Genomic DNA, 25,870 nt, shown 5'->3' with positions numbered 1-25,870 from the left:
CGGTTGTGGGACTTACGCTTCCACCGGCGCGTAGAGTCGTTCCCGGGTCCGGCGGTACGAGGGCCGCCCCGCGAAGCGCCACAGCAACCGCACCGGCCCGGGCACCCGATCGAGAAAGATGTGCCGCTCCGCCGGTGTCGCGACCGCGAGCAGCCCGCTCAATTCGGCCAGCTTCTTGCTCGGCGGTTTGCGGCTCGTGTTCGCCGCGGCGGCCCGGCCGAAATCCTCCCATTCCTCGGCGGTCAGATACTTCGAGACCAACGGCAGGATCGAGCGTTCCTCATCGTCCATGTGGGTGCTCAGCGCCGACCGCAGATCCTCGAGGAATCCCGCCACTCGTTCCCGCACACCCGTTTCCGGATCGGCCGTCAGTGCGGGCAGCAGGTTGGCGACCTCGGTGGCCAGCCATTCGATATTGCGATGCTGTTCTTCCATCCGGTGCACCACCCCGGCTTGCAGGGTCACCCGCGGTGACAGCACCGGCCAGAGGTGGTCGTCCTCATTGGTGTGGTGGTCTTCGACCGCCTCCAGCACGTCACGCAGATGGCCGACAACGAATTCGGTGCGGGCCCGATCCCCCGGCCGCAGCGTCCGCACCAGATCCGGCGTGCGCCGCAGCAATTCCCGCAGCCAGCGGTGCACCACCACCATTTCCTGAATGTCCGGCCCGGCCTCGACGCGCGATTGTGTATTCATGCGTCCGATCGTCGGCCGCCCCGCTCGAGGCCGGATCGCCACCGGATAGCCACCCGTTGATCGAGCGTTGATCGCCGCTCAGTTGTGCGGCGGGAACTGGCCGTCGGCGGTGACTTTCGTGCCGTTCAAGCTGAAGGTGACGGCGCTGGGCCCACCCGCCGGGCAGCACATGGCCTCGTTGTCCTTGATCCAGTGGTAGGTGAGGGTCACGGAAGTGCGGGTCTTGCCGGTGATCTGCGTATACATGTACGGCTCGGAGGTGGCGGTACCGAGATAGGCACCCCCGGTGAAGAACAGCAGGTGCGTGTAGGGGTGATTGATGGTCGAGCTGACTTCCATCCACGACAGCACACCGTCACAGCCCGCGGAGATCGGATTGTCGCTGGCCTGACCTGTCTGCCACTTGCCCAGTGGCGCCGGCGCCAGCTTGGCGATGGCCGCCTGCGCCAGATCGGAATTCACATCGAAGCACGACCCGTGCCCACTGCCCGCGGGCGCCGCCTGCTGCTGCGCGACCGTCGGCACCGTCGTGGTCGTCGTCCCTCCCGCCGTGGTGGACGTGCCACCACACCCGCTGACCGCGACCGTCATCGCTGCCACCGCCGAAACCAGCGCCGCTGACCTGGCCTTCATGATTCCCCTCCGCTCACGTTGCACGACTGGATCATCGAGCAAGCCGGAATTCGCGTTATCCCCGGCCCTCCTGTCGCACCTGTCCGGAGTGCGAGAATGCGTTATGAGCATCAAGATCGACGGGCTGGATTCCGCGCTGTTGGCGGAGTTGGCGGGTGATCCGCGGGCGCCGATTCTGGAGTTGGCGCAGCGGTTGGGGATCGCGCGGAACACGGTGCAGGCCAGGATGAAGCGGCTGGAGGCGTCCGGGGTGGTGCGGGGGTATCCGCCGGATGTGGATCTGGAGGCGATCGGGTTCGCGGTGCACGCGTTCCTGGGGATCGAGCTGAACCAGAACAAGATGAACGACATCGTCGAGGCGTTGCGGGAGTTCCCTAACGTGCTCGAGGTGCATGCGACCACCGGGCGCGGGGATCTGCTGGTGCGGATCGCGGCGCGGTCGCAGCCGGATCTGCTGGCAATCATCCAGCGCGTGCATTCGATCCCCGGGGTGAAGCACACCGAAACCATGCTGGCGCTGGCGACTCCGGTGGAGTACCGGTCGCTGCCGCTCGTCGAGCACCTCACGAGTCAGGCGGGCACGGACTGACGGTCGGCGCGCTACGGCGCTGAACAGATTGATGCGCGCGTCACAGTGTTCCAGATCACTTTTGAGCAATCTGATCAACTTTTCGCGCCACAGTTGACACACATCACACATCACGGCAGATTTCGCGGCACCGATCGCTTGATCCCCTTCGTTTGCAGCCCACAAGGCTGTGGAGAGTGTGGTGACCGTCCATGACCGACGTTGCCTGGGCGCCTGTCCGTCAGGCCGAACCGGCTACGCCCTACGACCTCGCCGACCGCTATCGGTCCGGCGCGGGTCCGGTCCTCCTGACCGGAGTTCAGGCCATCGCCCGGCTACTCGTGGAGCAGCATGTGCGCGATATGCGGGCCGGACATCGGGTCGCGACCTTCGTCTCCGGCTATCAGGGCAGCCCGCTGGGCGGGGTCGACAAGATGCTGCTGGGCATGCCGAATGTGCTGGCCGAGCACGACATCGCGTTCACGCCCGGCTTCAACGAGGAGCTCGCGGCCACCGCGGTCTGGGGCAGCCAGGCCGATCTGCCCGCCGGGACGCCGACACACGATGGCGTGGTGGGGGTTTGGTACGGGAAGGGCCCCGGCGTGGACCGGGCCACCGATGCCATCCGGCACGCGAACATGTACGGGGTGAACCCGCGCGGCGGTGTGCTGCTGCTGGTGGGTGATGATCCGGCCTCGAAGTCCTCGACCGTGCCCGCGGTGAGCGAGCGCTCGCTGGCGGCCATGGGTGTGCCGGTGCTGTTCCCGCGCAATGCCCGCGAGATCATCACCATGGGCATGCAGGGTGTGGCGCTGTCGCGCGCCTCGGGCTGCATCGTGGCCATGAAGATCGTGGCCGATGTCGCCGACGGCGCGTGGACGGTGGACTCCTCGGTCGCCGAGCTCCCCATCTCGGTGCCGGAAGTGCAGTGGGACGGAAAGACTTTCGCCTACCGGCAGCGGCCGATGGCGGCACCGGCGGACAGCGTGCTGGCCGAGGCGGATCTGTACGGGCCGCGCTGGGCCACCGTGCGCGCCTTCGGGGCCGCCAATGACCTCGATGTCATCGAGGTGGATCCGGTGGGGGCGCGGCTGGGTATCGCGGCCACCGGCACCACCTTCGACGCGGTGCGCCAAGCGCTGGTCGATCTGGGCGTCGACGAGGCGGCCATGCATCGGGCGGGGATTCGACTGCTGCGCATCGGTATGCCGTATCCGGTTGGGGCGCAACGGGTCACCGAGTTCGCGCAGGGGCTGGAGCAGGTGATCGTGGTCGAGGACAAGACCGCGTTCATCGAGACCCAGATCCGCGAAATCCTGTACGGGACAGCCGATGCGCCGCGCATCATCGGCAAGCTGGACGGCAACGGCATGCCGCTCATGCCGTTCGACGGCGAGCTCACGGCGGGCCGCCTGCTGGGTCCGCTGCGGCGGGTGCTGCGGGATCATGTCGAGCTGAAAAAGGCTCCCCCACCCGCGCTTTCGCTGGAGGTGCTGTCGGCCAAGCGCACCCCGTACTTCTGCTCCGGCTGCCCACACAACCGCTCCACCGCCATCCCGGAGGGTTCGATCGGTGGCGGCGGTATCGGCTGCCACACCCTCGTCACCCTGTCCGGGCGCAGTGACAGCGCGGTCACCGGGCTGACCCAAATGGGCGGCGAGGGCAGTCAGTGGATCGGGCAGGCCCCGTTCACCGATGTGCCGCATCTGTTCCAGAACGTCGGCGACGGCACGTTCTTCCACTCCGGGCAGCTGGCCGTGCAGGCGTGTGTGGCGGCGGGGGTGAACATCACCTACAAGCTGCTCTACAACGAGGTCGTCGCCATGACCGGCGCGCAGGACGTGGAGGGGCAGCTGTCGGTCGCGCAGTTGACGCACAAGCTCACCGTCGAGGGCGTCAAGAAGATCGTCATCTGCGCCGATGAACCCAAGCGGCACAACCGCAAAGCGCTCGCCAAGGGCACGCTGCTGTGGCATCGCGACCGGCTCGACGAGGCGCAGAAGATGCTGCGCGAGATCGAGGGCGTCACCGTACTGATCTACGACCAGCACTGCGCCGCCGACGCCCGCCGTCAGCGCAAGCGCGGCACACTGCCGGTGCGCAATACCCGCGTGGTGATCAACGAGGCCGTGTGCGAGGGCTGCGGCGACTGCGGCACCAAGTCGAACTGCCTGTCGGTGCAGCCGGTCGAGACCGAGTTCGGGCGCAAGACGCGCATCGACCAGACCTCGTGCAATACCGATTACAGCTGCCTGGACGGCGACTGCCCGTCGTTCGTCACGGTCGAGGTCAACCCGGATGCCAAGGGGCGCAAGGGTTCCAAGCGCAAGACCGCCGAGCCGCCCGCCGTGGCGGATCCCGGGCTGGGCGCGCCGCCGGGTACCCAGAACGTGCTCATCGCGGGCATCGGCGGCACCGGCATCGTGACCGTCAACCAGGTGCTGGCGACCGCCGCGCTGCGGGCCGGGTACGCGGTGGAGAGCCTCGACCAGATCGGGCTGAGCCAGAAGGCCGGGCCGGTGCTGTCGCACTTGCGTTTCTCCGCAACGGAATTGGAGCCGTCCAACCGGCTCACCCCGGGCAGCGCGGATTGCATCGTGGCCATCGATCTACTGGGCGCGGCCGATCCCAAGAACCTGCAGTACGGCAATCCGGCGGCGACCGTTGTGGTCGCCTCGACCAGCCAGACCCCGACCGGGGACATGGTCTACGACAAGTCGGTGGCCTACCCCGAGACCGGCACGCTGCTGGATCGCCTTGGCGCGGTGTCGGATTCACTGTTCGACTTCGACGCGCTGGCGGCCGCACAGCAGCTGTTCGGCAATACCGCCGCCGCCAACTTCCTGATGGTCGGTGCGGCCTTCCAGACCGGCGGACTGCGGCTGCCCGCGGCCTCGATCGAAGAGGCGATCGGCATCAACGGGGTCGCGGTGGCGGCCAACGTCGCGGCCTTCCGCTGGGGCCGCGTGGCCATCGCCGATCCGCAAGCCTTCGCGGCGGCCACGGAATCGGCTGCGGCCCGGCGTACTCCGCGGGTGGCTCCCGCCGAGCTGCTGGCGGGCACCACCTTCGAGGGTGAGGTGCGGCGGATCGCCGAGCTGCGCGCCGCCGAGTTGCTCGACTACCAGAACGCGAAGGTGGCCCACCGGTACCTGGACACCGTCCAGGCCGCGTGGACGGCCGAGCGCACCGTGACCGAGCGCACCGAATTCAGCGAAGCGGTGGCGCGCGGGCTGTACAAGTTCACCGCCTACAAGGACGAGTACGAAGTGGCCCGTCTGCTGGTGGATCCCGCGTTCCTGGCCGAGGTTTCGGCTCAGGTCCCCGGCGGCGAGAACCTCACCTACAAGCTGCATCCCCCGGTGCTGCGGGCCCTGGGCCGCAAGAAGAAGATCGGCCTCACCCCCAAATCCCATGTGGCGCTGAAACTCCTCGCCAAAGGCAAGGCCCTGCGCGGCACCAAACTCGACCCCTTCGGCTACGCCCACGTCCGCAAGGTGGAACGGGAGCTGCTGTCCCACTACACCGAAATGATCCACCGCCTCGCCGCCGGACTCACCGACCAGACCTACGCGACCGCCACCGAGGCAGCAGCCCTGCCCGACCTGGTCCGCGGCTACGAGGACGTCAAGCTCGGCAACGTCGAGCTCTACCGAGCCCGCCTCCGCGACCTCGGCCTCGACGGCTGAACCGAGCCACACCGACCTGGGACCAGCCCCTACCCCGGGCCAACCCCACCCCGTCATTCCGGCGTGCTTTTGGCCGGAATCCACCAAAACTGTTGGACCACTCCGCGTGTGGATCCCGGCCAAAACCATGCCGGGATGACGAGGGGTGTCCATACCCCGGCCGCCGCCACCGCGCGGCCACCCCGGCCGCACACCACGCGGCCACCAACCAGCCGCCACAAGCGGCGCACTTGAAAGGAATCGATTGTGACCGCAATGCACACCGAGGCAGGGGTTTTCGGCCGCGCACACGAGCTCAGCGCCCGAGGCCACGAGCAGGTGGTGTTCTGTGAGGACGACAAGAGTGGGCTCAAGGCGATCATCGCGATTCATTCGACCACGCTGGGGCCGGCGTTGGGCGGGACCCGGATGTACCCGTATGCGAGCGAGTCGGCGGCGCTGGATGATGTGCTGCGGTTGTCGTGGGGCATGACCTACAAGGCCGCGGCGGCCGGGTGCGATCTGGGCGGCGGTAAGGCTGTCATCATCGGTGATCCGGCGCTGGACAAGAGCGAGGAACTGTTCGCGGCGTACGCGCGGTTCGTGGAATCCCTTGGCGGCCGGTACATCACGGCGGGCGACGTGGGCACCAACACCGACGATCTGGATACCATCGGCCGCTACACCAACCATGTCACCGGTCGCAGTGCCGGGGCGGGCGGCTCGGGTGACAGCGCCCGACTGACCGCGCTGGGCGTGTTCAACGCCATGCGCGCCGGGGCCGAATCCGTCTGGGGCGCACCCACTCTCGCCGGTCGCACGGTTGGCGTCGAGGGCGTCGGCAAGGTCGGCAGCGAGCTCATCGCCCTGCTGCTGGCCGACGGCGCGGAGGTATGCGCGACCGACGTGAACCAGGCTGCCCTGGAACGCCTTACGCACGATCACCCCTCGGTTCGACTGTTGAGCGCCGTCTCCACCGCTCCGGTCGACGTCTACGCCCCCTGCGCGCTCGGCGGCACGCTCACCATGTCGAGCGCCGAGGCCATCGAGGCGAAACTCGTCTGCGGCGCGGCCAACAACCAGTTGGCTACGCCCGCAGTGGAATACACCCTGAACGAGCGCGGTATCACCTGGGTCCCGGATTTCGTGGCCAATGCCGGTGGGCTCATTCAGGTGGCCGGTGAGCTGCGTCAGGCAGCCGCGGCCGAGGTCGAAGGCGCGGTGAGGGGCATCTTCGACCGTTGCCGCGACATCATCGCGGAAAGCAAGGCCGAGGGAATCGGCACCGGAGCGGCGGCGAACAGGTTCGCGGAACGGCGTCTCGACGCCATCCCGCGCGGCCTCTGATCGCACCCGCAGTTCAGAGAGGAGACGCAAAGTGGCGTTCGCGAGCGGCATGTTCCGCACCAAATCGGTCGAGCAATCGATCCGGGATACCGATGAACCGGATTCCAAGCTACGCAAGGATCTGACGGCGAGGGATCTCACCATTTTCGGTGTCGCGGTGGTGATCGGGGCGGGCATCTTCACGCTCACCGCCCGGACCGCGGGCACGGTCGCGGGACCCTCGGTCTCGCTGGCCTTCGTGTTCGCGGCCATCGCCTGCGGATTGACGGCGTTGTGCTACGCCGAATTCGCGTCCACGGTGCCGGTGGCGGGCAGTGCGTACACGTTCGCGTACGCCACTTTCGGCGAGGTCATCGCCTGGATCATCGGGTGGGATCTCATTCTCGAGTTCGCCCTTGCGGTTTCGGTGGTCGCCAAGGGGTGGTCGCAGTATCTCGGCGAGGTGTTGGGCGGGGTGGTGAATCCGGTCGCGCACGTCGGGTCGATCTCGTTCGACTGGGGCGCGGTGCTGATCATCGCGGTCGTCGGCGTGCTGCTGGCCACCGGAACCAAACTGTCCTCGCGGGTTTCGGCGGTGGCGGTCGCCATCAAGCTGGCCGTGATCGCCCTGGTGCTGGTGGTCGGCGCGACCTACTTCAAGGCATCCAATCTGACCCCCTACATTCCGCCGTCGCAGCCCTCGGCGCAGGCGGGCGGCGTGCACCAGTCGCTGTTCTCGTTCCTGACCGGTTCCGGCGGAACCAATTTCGGCTGGTACGGCCTGCTGGCCGCAGCCTCGCTGGTGTTCTTCGCCTTCGTCGGCTTCGACGTGGTGGCCACTACCGCCGAGGAGACTCGCAACCCGCAGCGTGACGTGCCGCGCGGCATCTTCGGCGCGCTGGCCATTGTCACCGTGCTCTACGTGGCGGTGTCGCTGGTGCTGACCGGCATGGTGCCCTACACCGAGCTGGCCAGCGGAAACGCCACCCTGGCAACGGCTTTCGCCATCCACGGCGCGACCTGGGTGAAGAACATCATCTCCATCGGCGCGTTGGCGGGCCTGTCCACCGTCGTCATGGTGATGTTCCTGGGTCAGACCCGCGTGCTGTTCGCGATGGCCCGCGACGGACTGCTCCCCCGCGGGCTCGCCCACACCGGCAAGCACGGCACCCCGGTCCGGCTCACCGTCATCGTCGGTGTCGTCTGCGCCCTGCTGGCCGGGTTCGTCGAGTTCGGCACGCTCGAGGAGATGGTGAACATCGGCACGCTGGTTGCCTTCGTCCTGGTCTCCCTGGGTGTACCGATCCTGCGCCGCACCCGCCCGGATCTGAAGCGCGGCTTCCGCGTTCCGCTCGTCCCGGTGGTTCCGATCCTCGCGGCACTGGCCTGCTTCTGGCTGATGCTCAATCTGTCCATCGAGACCTGGCTGCGGTTCGTCATCTGGATGGTCATCGGCATCGTCATCTACTTCGCCTACAGTCGCCGCCACTCGGTGCTCGGACAGCGGCAAACCCCGTCGGCGGAGCCTCAGACGGTGACTTCGGAGATCACCGAACGGGTCGGCTGAAACTTCGTGACCGAATACACGGCCAGTCCCTCCCGGTGAAAGGGATCCTCGGTGATGATCGCGTCGATGACGGCGCGATCATCGCCGTTCGCCAGGATGAGCCCGCCGGTGCGCGGATTCTTGCGGCCCGCCATCAAGAACGTTCCGGTGGCCAGGTGCCGATCGAGGTACTCGTAGTGCTCGGGGATGAGGGCGTCGAGTTGATCGAGGACGCCGTCGTGATAGGTCAGATCGAGAATGAACATGGTTGACAGCTAACCCTTTCGGTTGCCACGTCCACGAGCCGCTGCTTTGCGGGGGTTGCGCAGCTCACACCGATACACGGTCACGAGAGGTCGACCCGGGATTCGGGACATTGGTCCGTGTTGCGGGAACCTTGCGGCTTCTAACGTCGTGATGGTGAATACCGTTGCGGAGAATGTCGCGAGCACCGTCGACCAGGCGGTACACAAGGCCGAGGAGCTGCGCAGTCCCGGGCGGTTCCTGGTGTCGGCCATGCTCGCCGGGGCGTTCATCGCGGTCGGCGAGGTGCTGTTGCTGGTGGCGGTGTCGCCGTTCGTGGCCGAGCATTCCGCCGGGGTGAAGCTGCTCGAGGGGGCGGTCTTCCCGATCGCGCTGACGCTGGTGATGTTCGCCGGAGCGCAGCTGTTCACCTCGACGGTGATGATCATGTTGGTCGGGGTGTTGTCCGGCCGCACCGGCGTCAAGGACATGCTGATCGCCTGGGCGGCAACGCTTATCGGCAATTTCCTGGGCACGCTCGCCTTCGCCGCCATGGTGCACGCCTCCGGGGTCACCTCCACGTCCACCGCGAAATCCATGCTTGCCGAACTGCTTTCGGCGAAGAATTCACTGGCCGGGGGCCAGCTGTTCTGGCGTGCGGTGCTGTGCAACATGCTGGTCTGCCTGGCGGTGTGGATGTTCTCGCGGGTGCGGGGCTCCGGCGCGAAGATCGCGCTGCTGTGGATGCCGGTGCTGGTGTTCGTGGCTGTCGGCTTCGAGCACTGTGTAGCCAATATGTCGCTCTACACGATCGGGATGTTCGAAGGCGAAGCCACGTTCACCGAACTGCTGCGCAACCTGCTCTACACCGTGCCCGGCAATATCGTCGGCGGTGGCCTGCTGGTGGGCGCCGTCTACTGGTACACCTCCGGCGCCCGCCGTTCACACCTGAGCCGCGGCGAGCAGCTCGAACGCGCCCTGCACGATCCGCAGACCCTTGATGGCCGTGACGGCCTCGTCGAACGCGGTGTCGGGGTCGGACACCATCAGGCTGGTCACCAGGGTTCGACCGTCGGCGGTGCGGGCCAGGTAGTTCAGGCTCAGCACGCCGGGTTCGCTCCCCGGTTTGGACCAGACGGTCGGGAACTGCGTCCCGTCTAGGCCCAGCCCGTGGTCGTCACGGGTCAGGATGTGATCGACCTCCGGTTGCTCGATCCGCGACAGCGCGGCATAGGCGCGACAGATGTCCATCGGCGTTGCGAACCATTCGAGCTCGTCGATGTAGCGCGGCCGCTTCTGCTCGATCCATGCAGAGCCGGCCGTCTCCGGCAGGGCGAGATTCTCCAATTCTTCTATCAGAGTGAGCCGTTCGCCCGGTGTGGACGCGAGGTAGCGCTGGGCGTACTCGCCGTCGTCGGGGACCTTGCACTGGAACATCGCCTTGGTCGTGAGGAACGGGGAATTCAGAGCGGGCTCGTGGTGGCCCAGCGCGGCCAGCTGCCGGTACACGGCGTCGCGGCCGAGGTGGTGAATCAGATGGTCGGTGGCGGTGTTGTCGCTGATCGACATCATGTACTCGGCATAGGTTGCCAGCGTGAGCTTTTCGCCGTTCGGGCGATGCTGCAGCGTGCCCGAGGGGAAGCTCTTCCACTCCTCGCGGATCGCCAGCGCCTCTTCCCATGTGGCCGCGCCCGTCGCGACCGCGTCGGCGAGCGCCGCCAGCACGTACAGCTTGAATCCCGAGCCGATGGGATGCACGGTGTCGACGTGCAGCCCGTGGATGACCGACGGCTGCCCCGCCGCGCCGATCTGCGCCACCACGAACGCGACCCGGCCGTCCAATTCACCCAGCCGCGCATCGATTTCGTCCCACGAGGCCGGGACCGGGATGTCCGCGGCCTCCGGAATCAGTCGGGCGCCGTCGATGAGCCCATCGGCGTCCAGATGCATGACCAGCAAGCCCGGGGCGTCACCGGTGATGGTCGCCGTAATGGCGTCCGGCTGCGATCTACGGATCTCCCCGACCGCCATCCGGCCGAGACTGGCGAGCACGGTATTGAACCCGTCCACCCCGCCGACGGCGTCGACCAGCACGGACGCCACCCGGCCGCCGATCTCGCTGTCCGCCAACGGCAGTCGGGTTGTCGCACCCAGCAGCCATTCCAATGCTTCCGCTGCGGTCACCCGCTTCGACTCGGACATTCCCCCACCCTCCAAACGTATCGTTATCACTATTGATATCAATACTTTTATCACAACTGATATCAATCGCGATAGAGTCCGGAGGTGACCGGTTCCGCGGATCTGCTGCTGCACCCCGTTCGCCTGCGCATCGTGCAGGCGTTCCTCGGCGACCGCGCCTTGACCACATCGCAACTGCGAGAAGAACTTTCCGACGTTCCGCCGGCCAGCCTGTACCGGCACATCGCCCGCCTGGCGCAGGCCCAGGTGCTCACGGTGGTCGCCGAACGGAAGGTCCGCGGGACCACGGAACGCACCTATGTGCTGCGCCTCGCGGCGGCGTCGATCGGCCCGGAAGAGGCCGCGGCCATGAGCGCGGACGAGCACCGGCAGGCGTTCACGTCCTTCGTCGCCGGGCTGATGGCCGACGCCGACCGCTACTTCGACCGCGCCGAGGTAGATCTGCAACGCGACCAGGTCACCTATCAGCTCAACGGCCTGTGGCTCGATGACGACGAATTGCGGCAACTACTCACGGGATTGACCCGCGTCCTCGCCCCACTGGCCGCCAATGGCCCGCGTGCGGGCCGTCGACGCCGCATCCTGGCCTCGATCCTGCTTCTCGGCGACGACGCACCCGACACCGATCCGCCTGTCGCACCCCGCGCGTAGGCTGCATCGCCATGCAGCCCGCCACCGCTGTCGTAGCCGACCTCGTCGCCGCCATCGACCCGTGGGACGACCTCGAACACCTGCACCGCACCCGCACCCTGGCCTGGCTGACCTCGACCGACGACATCTACCGCCGCCACGGCCCCTCGACGCCCTCCCCGCACCTGGTCGCCTACACCGTCCTCACCGACCCCGACAATCCCGCCATATACCTTGGCCTGCACCGCAAATCCGGCCTCCGCCTCCCCATGGGCGGCCACGTCGAACCCGGCGAACACCCCCTCACCGCCGCCCACCGCGAGGCCCACGAGGAAATTGGCATCACCCCCACCTTCGACATCACCGGCAACCACCCCCTCTTCCTCACCATCACCACCGTCACCAAACCCGCACGCCACGTGGACGTTTCCCTCTGGTACATCCTCCGCGGCAACCGCACCCACCCCTACACCCTCGACCCCGCCGAATTCGACGGCGGCACCTGGTGGCCCCTCGCCTCCAACCCCCTCCCCGCCTCCGACCCCCACCTCCCCCGCTTCACCCGCAAACTCACCGCGGCCCTGTCCACCCGATGAGCGTGCTGGTCGTGATTCGCGGCAACTCCAGCTCCGGGAAATCCACCACCGCCCTCGCGGTGCAACAGCGCTTCGAGCGCGGAACCTGCCTACTCGTCCCGCAGGACGTGGTGCGCCGCCACCTCCTTCGCGAACCCGACGTGGACGGCGCGGCCAATATCGAACTGCTGGAACAGATCGCGAGCTTCGGTCTGGCGCGCGATCTGGTCGTGATCGTCGAAGGCATCCTCAACGTCTTCCGCTACGGCGCCGCACTGGAGCGCCTGACCGCCGCCGCCGACCACGCTCTGCACTACAGCTTCGACCTCACCTTCGAGGAGACCGTCGCCCGCCACCAATCCAGCTCCCGGGCAACCGAGTTCACACCAAAGCAGATGGCCGACTGGTACCACGGCTGGCAGCCACTGCCGTTCGCGGAGGAGACCCGCATCGATTCGAGCTGGAGTTCGGCCACGACCGTCGACCGGGTTCACCGCGACATACTGAGTCTTCTTGCTCGCCGGTGATGCGACGGCGCTAGCCAGCGGACTCAAGGAGTTCGGTTGTCGCATCCCACAGTCGGGCCTCGCGGGCTCGATCCATGGCGAAGGGTTGGACGTCGCGTTCCTTGTCCTTGACCACGAAGGCGCCGTCACGCAGGTGGGACCAGCGGTCGTCGAGCACGATCGAGGCGAGGGCCGGGCCGGAGCGGACCGGCGAGGAGACGCCGGGGATTCGCTCGAGCGCACGTCCCACGCGCTGGACGGCCGGGCTCTGCCCGCGCATCAATCCGGTGCCCGGCATGAAGCCCGGTTCGAAGACCACGACGTCGATCCTGCTCGGCGCTCGGCGCTGTAGCTCGTGGGCGTAGTAGAGGATCGCGAGTTTGGAGTCGGAGTAGGCGGTGCCGCTGAGCTTCAGCGATGCCGGAACCGCGGCGGGGGTGGGTCGGGACAGCTCGACGGGGTCGCGCCACTCGGCGGGTGCGACCGACAAGATCCGGCGGAAGATGTTCTGGTAGTAAGTGTTCGAACCCAGCAGCACGATTCGTGCCGGTTCGGTGAACGAGTCCAGCAGATCACCGATGAGCTGGGCATGCGCGAGGTAATTGACGGCGAAGGTGAGTTCGTAGCCATCGGCCGAAGCATGGTGGGTGTCGGTGGGCGAGAGCCCGGCATTGGCCACCAATCCCCGCAGGGGGCGCACCGCACCCTCGTTCAGTAGCTGCTTCGCCTGTTGGGCCGCGGCGCGGACGTCGGCCAAGCGGGCCAGGTCGCAACCGATCTCACGCACCACAGCCCCTGCCGACCGGGCCTCCTCGGCCACCTCGCTCAGCGCCCGACCGGCCCTGCCAACCAGGAGCAGGTCAGGGCGGTCATCAGCGGGACGGGCGGCCATGGCAGCTGTCGCAGCGCGTCCCAATCCGCCGGTCGGCCCGGTGATCAACACAGTTCCGGATGCGATCGAGTTCATGATTTCTCCGTTCATCGGGGTGCCGAGTTCGGGGCGCGGTGGAGAAATGGACTCCGGGGAGTCCGGTACGACCGTACGCCGGTGGCGCGAGCGGATGCGCTGATCGGACGCGTGAACGCACCGGTTGTCGTACGGCGTCTAGTGGCTGCGACGTGGGCTGATACGTTGGGGCGGTGACCAGGATGCATGACGTGACAGCGGTTGACGGGGCGGATGCGGTCGACGCGGCCGGGACCGTGGCCTACTACCTGGCGCGCGGCGCGGGGGCCGACGGGTTCGAGCGGTATCTGGCTACCGCGTCGACCGTGAGCGTGTGGGCGGCGTCGATGCAGCACGGGGCGCCGCCTTCGGCGTTGTTGGCTCGGGCGGTGGAGCGGTGTGCGCCGCGGGCGGGGGCTCGGGTGGTGCGGTTGACGATGGAGATCCTCGGGCCGATGCCGGTCGACGAGATCGAGGTGCGGGCGTGGATCGAGCGGCCGGGCAAGCGGGTCGAACTGGTGGCGGCGGAACTCGTGGCCGTGCAGCCGGACGGCAGCCGTCGGGTGGTGGCCAAGGCCACGGCGTGGCGGATTGCCACGTCCGACAGCTCGTCGGTGGTGCACAACGCGGATGCCGCGCTGCCGCCCGTGCCGGAGAGTGGCGAGGCCGATTGGGGTGTGCCGCCGGGCTGGGACGTCGGGTATGTGAAGTCGGTGGAGATTCGGGTCGTCGACGGTGACGCGACCACTCGCCGGGTGTGGGTGCGCCCGCTCGTCGAGGTGGTCGAGGGCGAGGAGATCTCGCCGCTGGTGCGGGTGTTCGCGGTCGCCGATCTGGCCAATGGCATTGGGGCGCAGCTGGATCCGTTCCAGTGGACCTTCATGAACACCGATCTGACCATCGATCTGTTCCGGCTGCCGGAGAGCGAGTGGATCGGGCTGGAGGTGCAGACGTCCATCGGTCCGGACGGGGTCGGCATGTGCTCGACGGTGCTGCACGACGAGCGCGGGCCCATCGGGCGCTGCCTGCAGATCCTGGAAGTCCGCGCCCGGGGCTGAGCGAATCCGGCCCGGGCCGAGCGATAAGGAAAGCGATATCGTCGGTCGGATGGATCCGCTGCGTCAGTTGCGCTACTTCATCGCCGTGGCCGAGGAGCTGCATTTCGGTCGCGCCGCCGAGCGGCTGCGCATCGCGCAACCGGCGCTGAGTCAGCGGATCCGCAAGCTGGAGAGCGATCTCGGGGCGCGGCTGCTGGATCGCGACAGCCGCCGGGTCGAACTCACCGAGGCGGGGCAGATCTTGCTGGTCGAGGCGCGGGATCTGATCGCACGCTGGGAACGAGCGACATCGCTGGTGGGCAAGGCGCATCGCGGCGAGATCGACGCGCTGCGGGTGGGAGTGCCGCCGGAGCTGGCGGGCCGGGTGCTGGCGGCCATCCTCACCGCGTTCGAGAGCCGTGACGTGCGAGTCGACCTGCATGAGCTGACCACCGCCGAACAGGTTCGGCTGCTGGCGGATCGGCAGTTGGACGCGGGGCTGCTGCAGTATCCGGTCGACGTGGTCGGGCTGGAGTCGGGCCCGGCCGTGGAGACCCCGCTGGGCGTGGTGCTGCCCCGCGATTCCCCGCTCGCCGCCCGCGCCACCCTGACACTCGCCGATCTGGCCGGGCACGGGCTGGTCATCTTCCCGCGCGCCGCCGCGCCCGGCCTCTACGACGCCACCCTGCGCACCTGCTGGGAGCACGGCTTCCGCCCCACTTCGGTGCAGCACGCCCGCAATCCCGAATTCGTGCTCGGCATGGTGCTTTCCGGTCGCGGCGTCGCCTTCGACCAGGGCCTGGTGGCGCAGAAGGAGCCGCGCGTGGTGTGGCGGCCGCTCCCCGAAGGCACCTTGAGCTGGCGATTCGCCCTGACCTGGCCTGCCGCCGCCCCGCATCCCCTGGTCCGGGAACTCGCCGAACTCGTCGTGACCGTCGTGCAGGGCGACGGTGCGTCCCGCCCGGCCCCGATACCGGACGCCCCACACGCCCCCCGACGCCGCCCGTGGGATGTGGTGGCGGGCAGGCACTGAGCGACCCGCATCAACCGCCTGTCCGCAACCGACCGTCAGTGCACACCCGCGTCAGCTGGCCGTGAGCGATCCGCTGCGGCAACTATGGACAACGCGGTCGACCGCTTCCCGCGCAGCCTCGCCGATGGCCCGGTCCACCGCGGGCTGCCGCCCGTCCAGACGCTGTGAGACGGTGAAAACCGCGACGGCGTAACGGCTTCCGTCCGGGTAGCCGACCACCCCGATCTCATTGCGGATGCCCGGCATGGTCCCGGTCTTGGACCAGATGTCGGTGCCGGGCGGGAACCCCGACGGCAGCCGATTCCCGAAGACCTGCCGCCGCATGAGATCCCGCACCCAGCCGCACGCCTCCGGCATCGCGGCCCGATCCTCGCCGATCAGCCACAGCAGCCGCGTCATCTCCCGCGCGGTGCTCGCGGTGGTCCGCAACGGATCCACCGCGCGCGAGCCGAAGACGTCGGCGGCACTCGATTCCGGGTAGCGCCGGGCGAATTCGTGCAGGTCACGCGCGCCGATATCCTCGGCCATGCTGTAGAGGATGTCGCGCAGCGAGCCGACGATCCGGGTCTCGGTGAGCCCGAGCTCGCGCACCAGCGACCGCACATTCTCGACCCCGACCCGATCGAACAGCAGATCCGCCGCGGTGTTGTCGCTGACGGTGAGCGCGAAGTAGGCCGCGTCGCGCAGGCTGTACTCGACATCGTCGAGGCAGCCCGCGGTCGCGACCCCGCCGAGCCGGTCGGCAGCGGTGGCCCGGACCCGATCGGTCGGATCCAGCTGTCCCGCCGCGACCTGCCGCGCGAACTCCAGCACCAGCGGCACCTTCACCACCGAGGACAGCACCACCGGTTCGTCCGCGGCCAGGCCGAATTCGCCGTCACAGTCGAAGCAACGGGCATGCACACGGCCCGTGACACCGGCCGTCCGGAAGATCTCGTCCACCCGTCCAGCATCCCCGGTCCCCGAATCGGACGATCGACCACCCGAGACAGCAACCGTCGAATCCCCCGTACGCTGCAACGATATCGATCGGTATATCGGTTTCCGACCGTGTTGGTCTTGGACAGTCACCGGTGATCCGTGTTGGGGTGGCAGGCATGGCAGAGTTCAGCAGGCGGACGCTCACCGGTGTCTGCGCGGCGGTGATGCTGGTGACCGCGACGGCATGCTCGTCGAATTCCACGTCGGGGCTGTCCAAGACGGTCGACGGTTTCGCCGACGCGCTCACCCGCGACGACCTGCAGGCCGCCGCCGCAGCGACCAGCGACCCGGGCGCCGCCTCCGGCGCGCTGGGCCCGCTGTACGACAGCCTCGGCAAACAGGTGCGGTTCACCGCGAGCAAGGTCGAGACCAGCGACAGCGGCGGCACTTTCACCCTCGACGCCACCTGGAAGCTCGGCGCGGACGGCAAGAACGAGTGGACCTACACGACCACCGGTCGCGCCAGCCGCTCCGGCAACGACTGGAAGATCCAGTGGGATCCGGCCACCGTCGCACCCGGACTGAACGTCGGCCCGCTGTCCTATGCCATCGCCTATCCGGATCCGGCCAAGGTGCTCGACGGCTCCGGCGGCGCGCTGCTCACCCAGCAGGTGGTGACGCTGGTGAATGTCGCGCCCGGCGCGGACACCGCCGCCGTGGCTGCCGCCCTGGCACCGGTCGCGCCGGATGTCACCGCCGCGAGCCTGCAGTCGGATCTGGCTGCCGCGCAGGGCAAGTCGATCACCGCCGTGATCCTGCGCGACGCCGATTACGCCACCGTGCAAGCCGCGCTGACCAGTCTGGCGAATGTCACCACCGCGCAACAGACCCGCCTGCTGACCGTCGACAAGGCCCTGTCCTCGCCGACCTTCTCCGGCCTATCGGATCTGTGGCAGCAGCAGGCCGACGCGGCCGCGGGCTGGGCGGTCCGCGCCCAGGGCAGCGACGGCACGCAGCGGGTCGGCGGCCCGGATCCCAAGCCGGTCACCGATATTCGCACCACCCTCGATATCGGACTGCAGCGCGCGGCCGAGGCGGCGCTGACCCCGATCACCACGCCCGCCGCCATCGTGGCCATCCAGCCCTCGACGGGTGACGTGCTGGCCATGGCGCAGAACGCGGCCGGGGACGCGCAGGGCCCGATCGGGTTGACCGGGCTGTATCCGCCCGGTTCGACCTTCAAGACTGTCACCGTGTCCGCGGCGCTGCAGGCCGGTCAGGTGACCCCGGACGCGATGGTCGCCTGCCCCGGCAAGGAGAACATCGAGGGCCGGGAGATCCCCAACGACAACAACTTCGACCTCGGGCAGGTGCCGCTGCACACCGCCTTCGCCAAGTCCTGCAACACCACCATGGGCCGGCTGGCGGTGCAGCTCGCGCCGGACGGGCTCACCAACGCCGCTGCACAGCTGGGGCTCGGAATCGACTATGTGACACCGGGTCTGACCACCGTGACCGGCAAGGTACCGACCGCCGACACCCCTGCATTACGCGTGGAGGAGGGCATCGGCCAGGGCAAGGTGACCGCGTCGCCGTTCGGCATGGCGCTGCTGGCCGCCGCGCTCGCCCAGGGCTCGGTGCAGCCGCCGACGCTGGTCGCCGGGCAGCCCGGTAAGCCCGACAAGCAGCCGCCGGCGCTGCCCGCCGGAATCGCGGATCAGGTGAAATCCATGATGCGCGAGACGGTTACCGGCGGCACCGCCACGGCGCTGAAGGACATCCCCGATCTGCTCGGCAAGACCGGCACCGCCGAATACATCGACGACAAGCACGCGCACGGCTGGTTCGTCGGCATCGACGGCGACCTCGCGTTCGCCGTATTCATCAGTGACGCGGGCAGTTCCGAGCCGGCCGTGCAGGCCGCGGGACGCATGCTGCGCGCTGCACGCTGATCCGTTTCACCGCTTCCGTTTTCCCAGTTCAGATGGAAAGGCTTATTTTGTCGACCCTGAAATACGGCGCGCTGGCGTCGCTGCTGCTGCTCGCCCCGCTGGTTGCGGGCTGTGACTCCGCCTCGAAAGGCGAAGCGGCACAGCCGGGATCCAGCACGACTGCCGCCCCGATCACCGTCACCGACGACGCCGCACTGAGCGCCCTCGAACGCGACCACAATGCCCGGGTGGGCGTGGTCGCCATCGACACCGGAACGGGCAAGACGCTCGGCTACCGGCAGGACGAGCGGTTCGCCATGGACTCGACATTCAAGGGCCTCGCCTGCGCGGCACTGTTGAAGGCGCACCCGCTCAGCAGCGGCTACTTCGATCAGGTCATCCATTTCACCGAGGCCGACCTGTCGGTGGGCGCGCCGGTCTCCAAGGATCATGTCGCCACCGGCATGACGGTGAGCGAACTCTGCGCCGCCGCCATCGAAGCCAGCGACAACGCCGCGGCCAATCAGGTGCTGAAGCTGCTCGGCGGGCCCTCGGCCGTCACCGACTTCGTGCGCTCGATCGGCGATCAGATCACCCACCTGGATCGCTGGGAACCCGAGCTCAACACCAACATTCCCGGCGACGAACGCGACACCACCACCCCGGCCGCCCTGGCCGCCGACTATCGCGCCATCGTGCTCGGCGATGTACTGCCCGCCCCCGAACGCCAGCAGCTCACCGACTGGCTGATCGCCACCACCACCGGCAACCAGCGCATTCGGGCCGGACTGCCCGCGGACTGGAAGACCGGTGACAAGACCGGCACCGGCGATTACGGCCAGGCCAATGACGTCGCGGTCACGTGGCCCAGCAGCGGCGGCGCGCCCCTGGTGATCGTAGTGCTGACCACCAAGCCGGCCGATCAGGCTGCCGCAGCGGACAATCCGCTGGTGGCGGCTGCTGCCAAGGCGGCCGTGGGGGCCGTGCACTAGAGCTATGCTGACAGCCTCGAATGGGAAGAGGTAAGGCCCATGACGGCTGTCACCGCACTGTTGGCCGCGCTCGCCGACGGTTCCACCGACCTCATCGATCTCACCGCACCACTGCATTCCGGCACCCCGATTCTGCAACTGCCGCCGCCGTTCTCGAACACGATTCCGTTCGGGTTGGAGGAGATCAGCCACTACGACGAGCGGGGTCCGGGCTGGTATTGGAACAACATCCACACCGGGGAACACACCGGAACGCATCTGGATGTGCCGATTCACTGGGTCACCGGGCAGCAGGGTTTCGATGTGCTCGCGACGCCACTGCGGGGGCTGATCGCTCCCGCGGTGGTCGTCGATGTTTCGGCCCGGGTCGCCGGAAACCCTGATTTCCTCCTGGAAGTCGACGATCTGCTGGAGTGGCAGAAGCAGCACGGCCCGCTGCCGGACGGTGGCTGGGTGCTGCTGCGCACCGGCTGGGATGCCTACGCCGATGATGCGGGCCGGTTCCTCAATACCGACGGGACCGGCCCGCACTCCCCCGGCCTGTCCGCTGAATGCGCGGAATGGCTTGCCCAGCAACCGATCTTCGGGATGGGCGTGGAGACAGTCGGCACCGACGCGGGCACGGCGCACAGCTTCGACCCGCCGTTCCCGTGTCACCATTTCCTGCTCGGCGCGGGCAAATGCGGGCTGACCCAGCTGCGCAATCTGTCCCGGCTGCCGGTGACCGGGGCCGGGCTGATCGTGAGCCCGCTACCCATCAAGGGCGGAACCGGCAGTCCCGCACGGGTTCTCGCCCTCGTCGACCGGTAGCGACGGTGCCGACCGCGAACGAGGCGCCGACCACGAACGAGCCGTCGGCCGTGAACGAGCCGCCGACCGTCAGCGAGGCCGTCGGCCGCACCCTCGCCGAACTGGGCGTCTCCCGCGTCTTCGGCGTGGTCGGCAGCGGCAACTTCGACCTCACCAATGCCCTGCGCGCCCACGGCGTCGACTACATCGCGGCCCGCCACGAATGCGGCGCCACCGTCATGGCCGACGCCTACGCCCGCATGACCGACACCGTCGCGGCGGTCACCCTGCACCAGGGCTGCGGCCTCACCAACGCCCTCACCGGCATCGCCGAGGCCGCGAAAAGCCGCACACCCCTGCTCATCCTGGCCGCCGACACCCCGGGCGAATCCGTCCTATCCAACTTCCGCGTCGACCAGACCGCCTTGGCCACCGCCGTCGGCGCCACCGCCGAACGCATCCACTCCCCACACACCGCCATCGCCGACACCATCCGCGCCTTCCGCACCGCCCGAGACCAACGCCGCTGCGTAGTCCTCAACCTCCCGCTGGACATCCAGTCCGCCCGGATCCCCGCAGTATCGGAGTCATCGTTGCCCTCGCGTCGGCGCACCGTGTCCGAGCCTCCGGAGCCGGTACGCCCTGGTGCGGATGCGGTCGCGAAACTGGGCGGGCTGCTGGCGGAGTCGGCTCGGCCGGTGTTCGTCGCCGGTCGTGGCGCTCGTGGGTACGGGCCGGAGTTGCGGGTGTTGGCCGAGTCCACCGGGGCATTGCTCGCTACCTCCGCGGTGGCTCACGGCCTGTTCCACGGTGATCCATGGTCGCTGGGGATTTCGGGTGGGTTCGCCTCGCCCGCCGCTGCGGAACTCATTGCCGGGGCCGATCTGATCGTCGGGTGGGGGTGCGCGCTGAATATGTGGACGATGCGGCACGGGAACCTGATCGGGCCGGGAACCGTGGTGGCCCAGGTGGATTCGGATGCGGCGGCGCTGGGCGCGCATCGGCCGGTCGATCTCGGCGTTCACGGGGACGTCGGCGAGACGGCGCGTGATGTGCTGCCGCACGTGTCGGCTCGGACCGGTTATCGGACCGCGGCCGTCGCCGAACATCGTGTGGCCATGGGTAAGTGGCGTGACGTGCCGTTCGAGGACCTGTCGACCGGCGACCGCATCGACCCGCGCGTGCTCTCCATCGCGCTCGACGATCTGCTGCCCGCCGAACGCATCGTGTCCGTCGACTCCGGCAATTTCATGGGCTATCCCAGCGCCTACCTGGAGGTCCCGGATCAGTACGGCTTCTGCTTCACGCAGGCGTTCCAGTCGATCGGGTTGGGGCTGGCCACGGCCATCGGCGCGGCACTGGCCCGTCCCGATCGGCTGCCGGTGGCGGCGCTCGGGGACGGCGGTGCGCTGATGGGCATCGCCGAGCTGGAAACCGCCGTGCGCCTGGGCCTTCCGCTGCTCATCGTGATCTATAACGATCACGCCTACGGCGCGGAGGTCCACCATTTCCGCGACGCCGACCTCGGCGCGGTGACCTTCCCCGACACCGATATCGCAGCCCTGGCCCGAGGCGCGGGGTGCGAGGCCGCCGTCGTTCGCACCGTCGACGACCTCGACATCATCCCGAAATGGCTGGCAGGCCAGCGGAATACGCCCTTGCTGCTGGATGCGAAGATCAGCAGCGACGGCGGATCCTGGTGGTTGCAGGAGGCTTTCGCCCGGCACTGAGACCGGCGGTCAGGACTGCCTCGTCGAGCTGCCGCTGCCCAGGAAGGTCAAATTGCCCTGCGGGTCGGTGCTGTTCATGGCGGAGATCAGTCGGGTCCCGTCGGTGGACATGGACCAGAACGACATCTTCTCCACCCCGCCGGGCACGTCGCAGGTCTGCTCGGCGGGCGCGAGTTCGGCGGTATTGCCGTGCCCGTCCAGCGTCCACGCGCACCCGTCGTCGGTGTGCGCGACCAACTGGCTGCCGTCCACCGAATCGATCCGCACCACACCGGATTTCACCTGATACCCGGGCGAGGTGAGGTTGTTCATGTACACCGGGTTGACCGGGTCGTAGGCCCAGGACCCGCTGAACAACCGGGCCGCGTCCCCGGGAGCCGCCGCATCGGCCCGGCTACGTTTGCCATTGGCAAGCTCGAAATCGAAAGTGCCGTAGGGCAGATAGCTGTTGGCGCGGATCAGCTCCTGCTCATGCCCATCGCGAAAAGTCACGTGCCACTGATAGATGTTGTACCCGGAGTCGATGACGTGGTTGTAGCAGTATTGATCGGTACTGGTCAGATCCAGCCCGTCACCATTGACCCGGAAGTGCCAGGTACAGCCCTGATCGGTGTGGCCCGTGATGTCCCCGTCGGCTCCGCGCGCGAACACCACGGTGCCGACCTGCGGATAGGTCAGCGGCTCGAGTCCGAACTTCCCCGCGGTGGCGACATTCGTCATGTCCGCACGCTGCGGCTGGTCGTAGTTCCACGTTCCCAGGTACTGCGCGGCATCGTCCGCGTGTGCGGCCGGGGCGCCCCAGGCCAGCATCGCGCCGAACATTGCCGCCATCGCGAGTTTTCCGTGCCGTGCACGAATTCTGTTGTGTGTCATGCCTTCAAGGACGAGACGGCCGCCCGGAAAGTTACCGATCCACCGTCGCCTCGATGCTCACGATCCGATCGTCGGCCACCGTCAACACCAGCACGCCGAACAACTCCCGATCGCGGTAGGCGAGCAGCGCGGGCCGCCCGAACGCCGAATGGGTGACCAGTGTGGTCCCGGGCCCGAAGAACGCGATCATATTGGCGGCCACCACGTCCGGCCCCCGGCTGATCGGCGCCACGATCGGCGAATCGGGCCGGAAGGTGGCGAGCCCCCAGACTTCGGGATCCAACACCACCAGCAGCTCCGCCAGATCCCCACCGGCACAGGCGGCGATGAACCGTTCGGTCACCGCCCGATGTTCGGCCGCGGCCACCGGGCCGTCGGGCCGCCGCGCCTCCGTCATCTTGATCCGGGCCCGCCGCGCCAACTGCCGACAGGTCCCGACCGGTCGCCCGACGGTGTCGGCCACCAACTCGAACGGCATGGCGAACACATCGTGCAGGATCAGCACCACCCGCTCGGCAGGGCCGAGCCGCTGCAGCATCCGATACAGCGCCAACTGCACCTCCTCGTCCAGAGTGATGCGGTCGACCGGATCGACGGGCAGGGGCGTGGCGACCGGTGCCGCGGATTCCAACCGTTCCGGATCGTCGGCCCGTTCACGCCGGACCCGCGCACTGCGCAGTTCGTCCAGGCAGATCCGGCTGGTCACCACGGTCAGCCAGGCGCGTTCGTCGCTGACCTCGCCGGGCCGGGTGCGGGCCAGCCGGGTGAACGCCTCCTGCGCGGCGTCCTCGGCGGCCCCGATATCGCCGAGCAGCCGGAAGGCCAGGTCCACCACGTACGCGCGCTGCCGCCGCCAGGCGGCGGCGAAACGGTCCTGCGGATCGGGCTCGGTGCTCATACGAAGTCCTCGGTACTCATACAGATACGACGGGACAGGCCCGCCGAAAGTTACCGGCGGTGGCCCACCAGGGCCACCGCCGGTCGGATTCGGCGTGGTCAGTTGGTGATCCGCCCACCCGCGACATCGATGGTGATACCGCTCAGATACCCCGACGCGTCCGAGGCCAGGAACAGCGCGGTCTGCGCGACATCGGTGGTCGACCCCAGCCGCCGCAGCGGATGCGACCCCGCGACCTGCTGCTGCACGGACTCCGGCATGTTGGTGGCGACCTTCTCGGTCAGGATCGCGGACGGCGCAATGGCATTCACCCGGATCCCCTGCGGCCCGAGCTCGGTGGCAAGGTGCCGGGTCAGCATGACGACTCCGGCCTTGGCCACCCCGTAGGCGAGATTCGCCTGGCTGGGCTGGCGGCCCGCCGAGGAGGTCATGGTGATGATGCTGCCCGAGCCCTGGGCCAGCAGCATCGGCAGAAACGCCTGCACGGTCAGGAAGGTCGAGGTCAGATCCGAGTCCAGCACCCGCCGCCACAGCTGCTCGGAGAGCTCGGACGCCGGTGTCGGGTAACCCATTCCACCGGCGAACGCGGCGAGGATGTCGACCCGGCCGAATTCGTCCGCCACGAGGGTTGCGACATCGGCGAGGGCGGCGGACGAGGTGACGTCGGCAATCGCGCCGATCGCGGTGCCGCCCGCCGCGTTGATGTCGGCGACGACAGTGTCGAGTGCCTGCTTGTCGCGGCCGACGACGCACACTCGCACGCCCTGGGCGGCGAGCAGTCGTGCGGTCTCGGCGCCGATGCCGCGGGAGCCCCCGGTGAGCACGGCGGTCTTGCCATCGAGGTCGGAGTAGGTGCTGAGCATGGCGGTGAACCTTTCGATGCGATTGGTAGAGCGGTTGATTCAGCGACGGGACAGGATGACGGCGACGGCGACCAGCCACAGCAGCCCGCCGAAGCGCACCACCGGCAGCAGGAATCCGAACGGGGCGGCGACCAGCGCGAGGGTGGACAACGCGGCCACCACGGCGATACCCAAGCCACACCAGATCAGCCAGCCGGGCAGCTTCCGTTCCAGCAGTGCGGGAATCGCGATGCCGATGGCCAGTAGCCCGAATCCGCCGGCGAAGGCGGGTCCGCCGGACAGGTAGCCGAGGTCGGCGAGGGTTCGTGCCAGATCCGGTGCGGCGGAACCGTTCAACCGGGAGCCGGCCCAGCCGAAGACGGCACTGAAGGTGAGTCCGCCCGCGGCGAGCGCGCCGCCGATGGTGAGGATGGACGGCCCACGCAGCACGTTCTGGATGATTCCGGTGACGATGACCAGCGGTGCGGCCGACAGCATCAGCAGCAGCGCGCCGACATGGATGAGTCCGGTGTGCGCGGTGGTGTAGGCGAGGACGTCGACACCGCTGGCGTCCGGGTGCGGGGTGCGCGCATTGGCGGCGACGTAGGCGATGGTGAGCGCCGCGAACGCGGCGGCGGGGGCCAGAACGGCGAGGTTGGTGCGAGTGACGGGGGTGGTGCGAGCGGCAGTGGTGCTCATCGCGGGTTCCTCAATCTCGGGTGAACCGTACTGCTCAAATAATGATTACAATCTGTAACGATTGTCAAGCGTCTATTATTTGTCCGCTGCTACTATTGCCCGCATGGATGGGAAAGAGGAGTTCGCGCCGCAGCGCGCCCTGACCGCCGTCGGGTTCCTGTTGGCCCAGGTCGGGGCCTATGCCGCCAATCGATTCGCCGAGCGCACGGCCGCCCTCGACCTCACCCCCGCCCAGGCCGGACTGCTCCGACTGCTCATCGCCCAGCCCGGTCGCAGCCAACGCGAGCTCGCCGACGAACTGGGCATGCCGCCCAGCCGCTTCGTTCAGTTCGCCGACAAGCTCGAGGAGCGCGGGCTCATCGAACGCAAACGCAATCCCGAGGATCGGCGGCAGCACGCGCTGTACCTGACCGCCGAGGGCCGCACCATGCTCGGCCAATTGGGCGCTGTCGCACGCGAAGCCGAGGCGCACCTGTGTCGGTCACTGACACCGGAGGAACACAAGCAACTGTCGGATTTGCTGGTCCGCGTCGCCGCCGACCAGGGCCTGATCCCTGGCGTGCACCCGGGCTACAAGACGGTGTGA

The 25,870-nt window shown here is 68.1% G+C and carries 24 protein-coding genes and 1 pseudogene; 15 read left to right on the top strand and 10 right to left on the bottom strand.

Features of this window, described 5'->3' with window-relative positions; all coding sequences use genetic code 11:
* Positions 1-12: 12 nt before the first annotated feature.
* Positions 13-696: a hemerythrin domain-containing protein gene (locus ACYVN4_RS28655; RefSeq protein WP_460725124.1), complete on the bottom strand. Its 684-nt coding sequence runs from the start codon at positions 694-696 to the stop codon at positions 13-15.
* A gap of 78 nt (positions 697-774) precedes the next feature.
* Positions 775-1,329, bottom strand: a complete 555-nt coding sequence (locus ACYVN4_RS28650) for an LppP/LprE family lipoprotein (protein WP_460725123.1) — start codon at positions 1,327-1,329, stop codon at positions 775-777.
* A 103-nt stretch (positions 1,330-1,432) separates the two neighbouring features.
* Between ACYVN4_RS28650 and ACYVN4_RS28645 the strand changes: the two genes are divergently transcribed.
* From ACYVN4_RS28645 to ACYVN4_RS28630, 4 genes are all read left to right on the top strand, one after another.
* Complete coding sequence (locus ACYVN4_RS28645; RefSeq protein WP_460725122.1) at positions 1,433-1,918, top strand: Lrp/AsnC family transcriptional regulator; 486 nt, start codon at positions 1,433-1,435, stop codon at positions 1,916-1,918.
* Positions 1,919-2,109: 191 nt separating this feature from the next.
* Complete coding sequence (locus ACYVN4_RS28640) at positions 2,110-5,586, top strand: indolepyruvate ferredoxin oxidoreductase family protein (RefSeq protein WP_460725121.1); 3,477 nt, start codon at positions 2,110-2,112, stop codon at positions 5,584-5,586.
* A 255-nt stretch (positions 5,587-5,841) separates the two neighbouring features.
* Positions 5,842-6,912, top strand: a complete 1,071-nt coding sequence (locus ACYVN4_RS28635; RefSeq protein ID WP_460726707.1) for a Glu/Leu/Phe/Val dehydrogenase dimerization domain-containing protein — start codon at positions 5,842-5,844, stop codon at positions 6,910-6,912.
* Positions 6,913-6,961: 49 nt separating this feature from the next.
* Complete coding sequence (locus ACYVN4_RS28630; protein ID WP_460726705.1) at positions 6,962-8,458, top strand: amino acid permease; 1,497 nt, start codon at positions 6,962-6,964, stop codon at positions 8,456-8,458.
* On the opposite strand, the gene ACYVN4_RS28625 is transcribed toward ACYVN4_RS28630, so the two are convergent.
* A complete protein-coding gene (locus ACYVN4_RS28625) occupies positions 8,419-8,703 on the bottom strand; it encodes a YciI family protein (RefSeq protein WP_460725120.1) in 285 nt (94 codons plus the stop codon). The genes ACYVN4_RS28630 and ACYVN4_RS28625 overlap by 40 nt on opposite strands.
* Positions 8,704-8,854: 151 nt before the next feature.
* Between ACYVN4_RS28625 and ACYVN4_RS28620 the strand changes: the two are divergent.
* Positions 8,855-9,592: pseudogene (locus tag ACYVN4_RS28620) on the top strand (formate/nitrite transporter family protein); the annotation flags it as partial.
* Between the two features lie 30 nt (positions 9,593-9,622).
* Here ACYVN4_RS28620 and ACYVN4_RS28615 read toward each other — a convergent pair.
* A complete protein-coding gene (locus ACYVN4_RS28615; RefSeq protein WP_460725119.1) occupies positions 9,623-10,882 on the bottom strand; it encodes a serine hydrolase in 1,260 nt (419 codons plus the stop codon).
* An 84-nt stretch (positions 10,883-10,966) separates the two neighbouring features.
* On the opposite strand from ACYVN4_RS28615, the gene ACYVN4_RS28610 reads away from it, so the two are divergent.
* Genes ACYVN4_RS28610 through ACYVN4_RS28600 form a run of 3 tightly spaced genes read left to right on the top strand, consistent with a single transcriptional unit; the run spans position 10,967 to position 12,614 of the window.
* Positions 10,967-11,533, top strand: coding sequence for a helix-turn-helix domain-containing protein (locus tag ACYVN4_RS28610; RefSeq protein ID WP_460725118.1), 567 nt, complete (start codon positions 10,967-10,969; stop codon positions 11,531-11,533).
* 11 nt (positions 11,534-11,544) lie between these two features.
* On the top strand, positions 11,545-12,108 hold the full coding sequence (locus ACYVN4_RS28605) for an NUDIX domain-containing protein (protein ID WP_460725117.1): 564 nt from the start codon (positions 11,545-11,547) through the stop codon (positions 12,106-12,108).
* A complete protein-coding gene (locus tag ACYVN4_RS28600) occupies positions 12,105-12,614 on the top strand; it encodes a P-loop NTPase family protein (RefSeq protein ID WP_460725116.1) in 510 nt (169 codons plus the stop codon). Before ACYVN4_RS28605 ends, ACYVN4_RS28600 begins: the two co-directional genes overlap by 4 nt.
* Positions 12,615-12,624: 10 nt before the next feature.
* Here ACYVN4_RS28600 and ACYVN4_RS28595 read toward each other — a convergent pair whose 3' ends face one another.
* Positions 12,625-13,560, bottom strand: a complete 936-nt coding sequence (locus tag ACYVN4_RS28595; protein WP_460725115.1) for an SDR family NAD(P)-dependent oxidoreductase — start codon at positions 13,558-13,560, stop codon at positions 12,625-12,627.
* Positions 13,561-13,751: 191 nt separating this feature from the next.
* On the opposite strand from ACYVN4_RS28595, the gene ACYVN4_RS28590 reads away from it, so the two are divergent.
* Both ACYVN4_RS28590 and ACYVN4_RS28585 read left to right on the top strand, forming a co-directional pair.
* Entirely contained in the window at positions 13,752-14,597 is an 846-nt protein-coding gene (locus tag ACYVN4_RS28590; RefSeq protein WP_460725114.1) for a thioesterase family protein, read from the top strand.
* Positions 14,598-14,646: 49 nt separating this feature from the next.
* The gene (locus ACYVN4_RS28585; RefSeq protein ID WP_460725113.1) at positions 14,647-15,609 is read left to right on the top strand and encodes a LysR family transcriptional regulator; all 963 of its coding nucleotides are present in this window, start codon (positions 14,647-14,649) and stop codon (positions 15,607-15,609) included.
* A 51-nt stretch (positions 15,610-15,660) separates the two neighbouring features.
* On the opposite strand, the gene ACYVN4_RS28580 is transcribed toward ACYVN4_RS28585, so the two are convergent.
* Positions 15,661-16,551: a serine hydrolase gene (locus ACYVN4_RS28580; protein WP_460725112.1), complete on the bottom strand. Its 891-nt coding sequence runs from the start codon at positions 16,549-16,551 to the stop codon at positions 15,661-15,663.
* A gap of 155 nt (positions 16,552-16,706) precedes the next feature.
* Here ACYVN4_RS28580 and ACYVN4_RS28575 point away from each other — a divergent pair, with 155 nt between their 5' ends.
* Genes ACYVN4_RS28575 through ACYVN4_RS28560 form a run of 4 tightly spaced genes read left to right on the top strand, consistent with a single transcriptional unit; the run spans position 16,707 to position 21,972 of the window.
* On the top strand, positions 16,707-18,482 hold the full coding sequence (locus ACYVN4_RS28575; protein WP_460725111.1) for a penicillin-binding transpeptidase domain-containing protein: 1,776 nt from the start codon (positions 16,707-16,709) through the stop codon (positions 18,480-18,482).
* 47 nt (positions 18,483-18,529) lie between these two features.
* On the top strand, positions 18,530-19,453 hold the full coding sequence (gene bla / locus ACYVN4_RS28570) for a class A beta-lactamase (protein ID WP_460725110.1): 924 nt from the start codon (positions 18,530-18,532) through the stop codon (positions 19,451-19,453).
* Between the two features lie 39 nt (positions 19,454-19,492).
* Positions 19,493-20,263: a cyclase family protein gene (locus tag ACYVN4_RS28565; protein ID WP_460725109.1), complete on the top strand. Its 771-nt coding sequence runs from the start codon at positions 19,493-19,495 to the stop codon at positions 20,261-20,263.
* Positions 20,264-20,268: 5 nt separating this feature from the next.
* Positions 20,269-21,972 (top strand): thiamine pyrophosphate-binding protein, encoded by a 1,704-nt coding sequence (locus ACYVN4_RS28560; protein WP_460725108.1) that lies wholly within the window; start codon positions 20,269-20,271, stop codon positions 21,970-21,972.
* A gap of 9 nt (positions 21,973-21,981) precedes the next feature.
* Here ACYVN4_RS28560 and ACYVN4_RS28555 read toward each other — a convergent pair whose 3' ends face one another.
* The 4 genes from ACYVN4_RS28555 to ACYVN4_RS28540 all read right to left on the bottom strand — a co-directional run bounded on the left by ACYVN4_RS28555 (position 21,982) and on the right by ACYVN4_RS28540 (position 25,284).
* Positions 21,982-22,803 carry a hypothetical protein gene (locus ACYVN4_RS28555; RefSeq protein ID WP_460725107.1) on the bottom strand — a complete coding sequence of 274 codons (822 nt, stop codon included), beginning with the start codon at positions 22,801-22,803 and terminating at the stop codon, positions 21,982-21,984.
* A 73-nt stretch (positions 22,804-22,876) separates the two neighbouring features.
* Positions 22,877-23,743, bottom strand: coding sequence for an RNA polymerase sigma factor SigI (sigI, locus tag ACYVN4_RS28550; RefSeq protein ID WP_460725106.1), 867 nt, complete (start codon positions 23,741-23,743; stop codon positions 22,877-22,879).
* A 98-nt stretch (positions 23,744-23,841) separates the two neighbouring features.
* Complete coding sequence (locus tag ACYVN4_RS28545) at positions 23,842-24,606, bottom strand: SDR family NAD(P)-dependent oxidoreductase (RefSeq protein ID WP_460725105.1); 765 nt, start codon at positions 24,604-24,606, stop codon at positions 23,842-23,844.
* 39 nt (positions 24,607-24,645) lie between these two features.
* On the bottom strand, positions 24,646-25,284 hold the full coding sequence (locus ACYVN4_RS28540) for a DUF4386 domain-containing protein (protein WP_460725104.1): 639 nt from the start codon (positions 25,282-25,284) through the stop codon (positions 24,646-24,648).
* A 103-nt stretch (positions 25,285-25,387) separates the two neighbouring features.
* Between ACYVN4_RS28540 and ACYVN4_RS28535 the strand changes: the two genes are divergently transcribed.
* Positions 25,388-25,870, top strand: coding sequence for a MarR family winged helix-turn-helix transcriptional regulator (locus tag ACYVN4_RS28535; RefSeq protein ID WP_460725103.1), 483 nt, complete (start codon positions 25,388-25,390; stop codon positions 25,868-25,870).

This window comes from Nocardia heshunensis, assembly GCF_054782115.1.
This window is presented reverse-complemented; position numbering and strand designations above follow the sequence as displayed.

Coding starts and splice junctions, on each gene's coding strand:
- ACYVN4_RS28535 (WP_460725103.1), top strand. CDS start 25,388: ATGGATGGGAAAGAGGAGTTCGCGCCGCAGCGCGCCCTGACCGCCGTC.
- ACYVN4_RS28655 (WP_460725124.1), bottom strand. CDS start 696: ATGAATACACAATCGCGCGTCGAGGCCGGGCCGGACATTCAGGAAATG.
- ACYVN4_RS28605 (WP_460725117.1), top strand. CDS start 11,545: ATGCAGCCCGCCACCGCTGTCGTAGCCGACCTCGTCGCCGCCATCGAC.
- ACYVN4_RS28625 (WP_460725120.1), bottom strand. CDS start 8,703: ATGTTCATTCTCGATCTGACCTATCACGACGGCGTCCTCGATCAACTC.
- ACYVN4_RS28575 (WP_460725111.1), top strand. CDS start 16,707: ATGGCAGAGTTCAGCAGGCGGACGCTCACCGGTGTCTGCGCGGCGGTG.
- ACYVN4_RS28615 (WP_460725119.1), bottom strand. CDS start 10,882: ATGTCCGAGTCGAAGCGGGTGACCGCAGCGGAAGCATTGGAATGGCTG.
- ACYVN4_RS28585 (WP_460725113.1), top strand. CDS start 14,647: ATGGATCCGCTGCGTCAGTTGCGCTACTTCATCGCCGTGGCCGAGGAG.
- ACYVN4_RS28540 (WP_460725104.1), bottom strand. CDS start 25,284: ATGAGCACCACTGCCGCTCGCACCACCCCCGTCACTCGCACCAACCTC.
- ACYVN4_RS28635 (WP_460726707.1), top strand. CDS start 5,842: ATGCACACCGAGGCAGGGGTTTTCGGCCGCGCACACGAGCTCAGCGCC.
- ACYVN4_RS28630 (WP_460726705.1), top strand. CDS start 6,962: ATGTTCCGCACCAAATCGGTCGAGCAATCGATCCGGGATACCGATGAA.
- ACYVN4_RS28645 (WP_460725122.1), top strand. CDS start 1,433: ATGAGCATCAAGATCGACGGGCTGGATTCCGCGCTGTTGGCGGAGTTG.
- ACYVN4_RS28595 (WP_460725115.1), bottom strand. CDS start 13,560: ATGAACTCGATCGCATCCGGAACTGTGTTGATCACCGGGCCGACCGGC.
- ACYVN4_RS28640 (WP_460725121.1), top strand. CDS start 2,110: ATGACCGACGTTGCCTGGGCGCCTGTCCGTCAGGCCGAACCGGCTACG.
- ACYVN4_RS28565 (WP_460725109.1), top strand. CDS start 19,493: ATGACGGCTGTCACCGCACTGTTGGCCGCGCTCGCCGACGGTTCCACC.
- ACYVN4_RS28545 (WP_460725105.1), bottom strand. CDS start 24,606: ATGCTCAGCACCTACTCCGACCTCGATGGCAAGACCGCCGTGCTCACC.
- sigI (WP_460725106.1), bottom strand. CDS start 23,743: ATGAGCACCGAGCCCGATCCGCAGGACCGTTTCGCCGCCGCCTGGCGG.
- ACYVN4_RS28650 (WP_460725123.1), bottom strand. CDS start 1,329: ATGAAGGCCAGGTCAGCGGCGCTGGTTTCGGCGGTGGCAGCGATGACG.
- ACYVN4_RS28600 (WP_460725116.1), top strand. CDS start 12,105: ATGAGCGTGCTGGTCGTGATTCGCGGCAACTCCAGCTCCGGGAAATCC.
- ACYVN4_RS28555 (WP_460725107.1), bottom strand. CDS start 22,803: ATGGCGGCAATGTTCGGCGCGATGCTGGCCTGGGGCGCCCCGGCCGCA.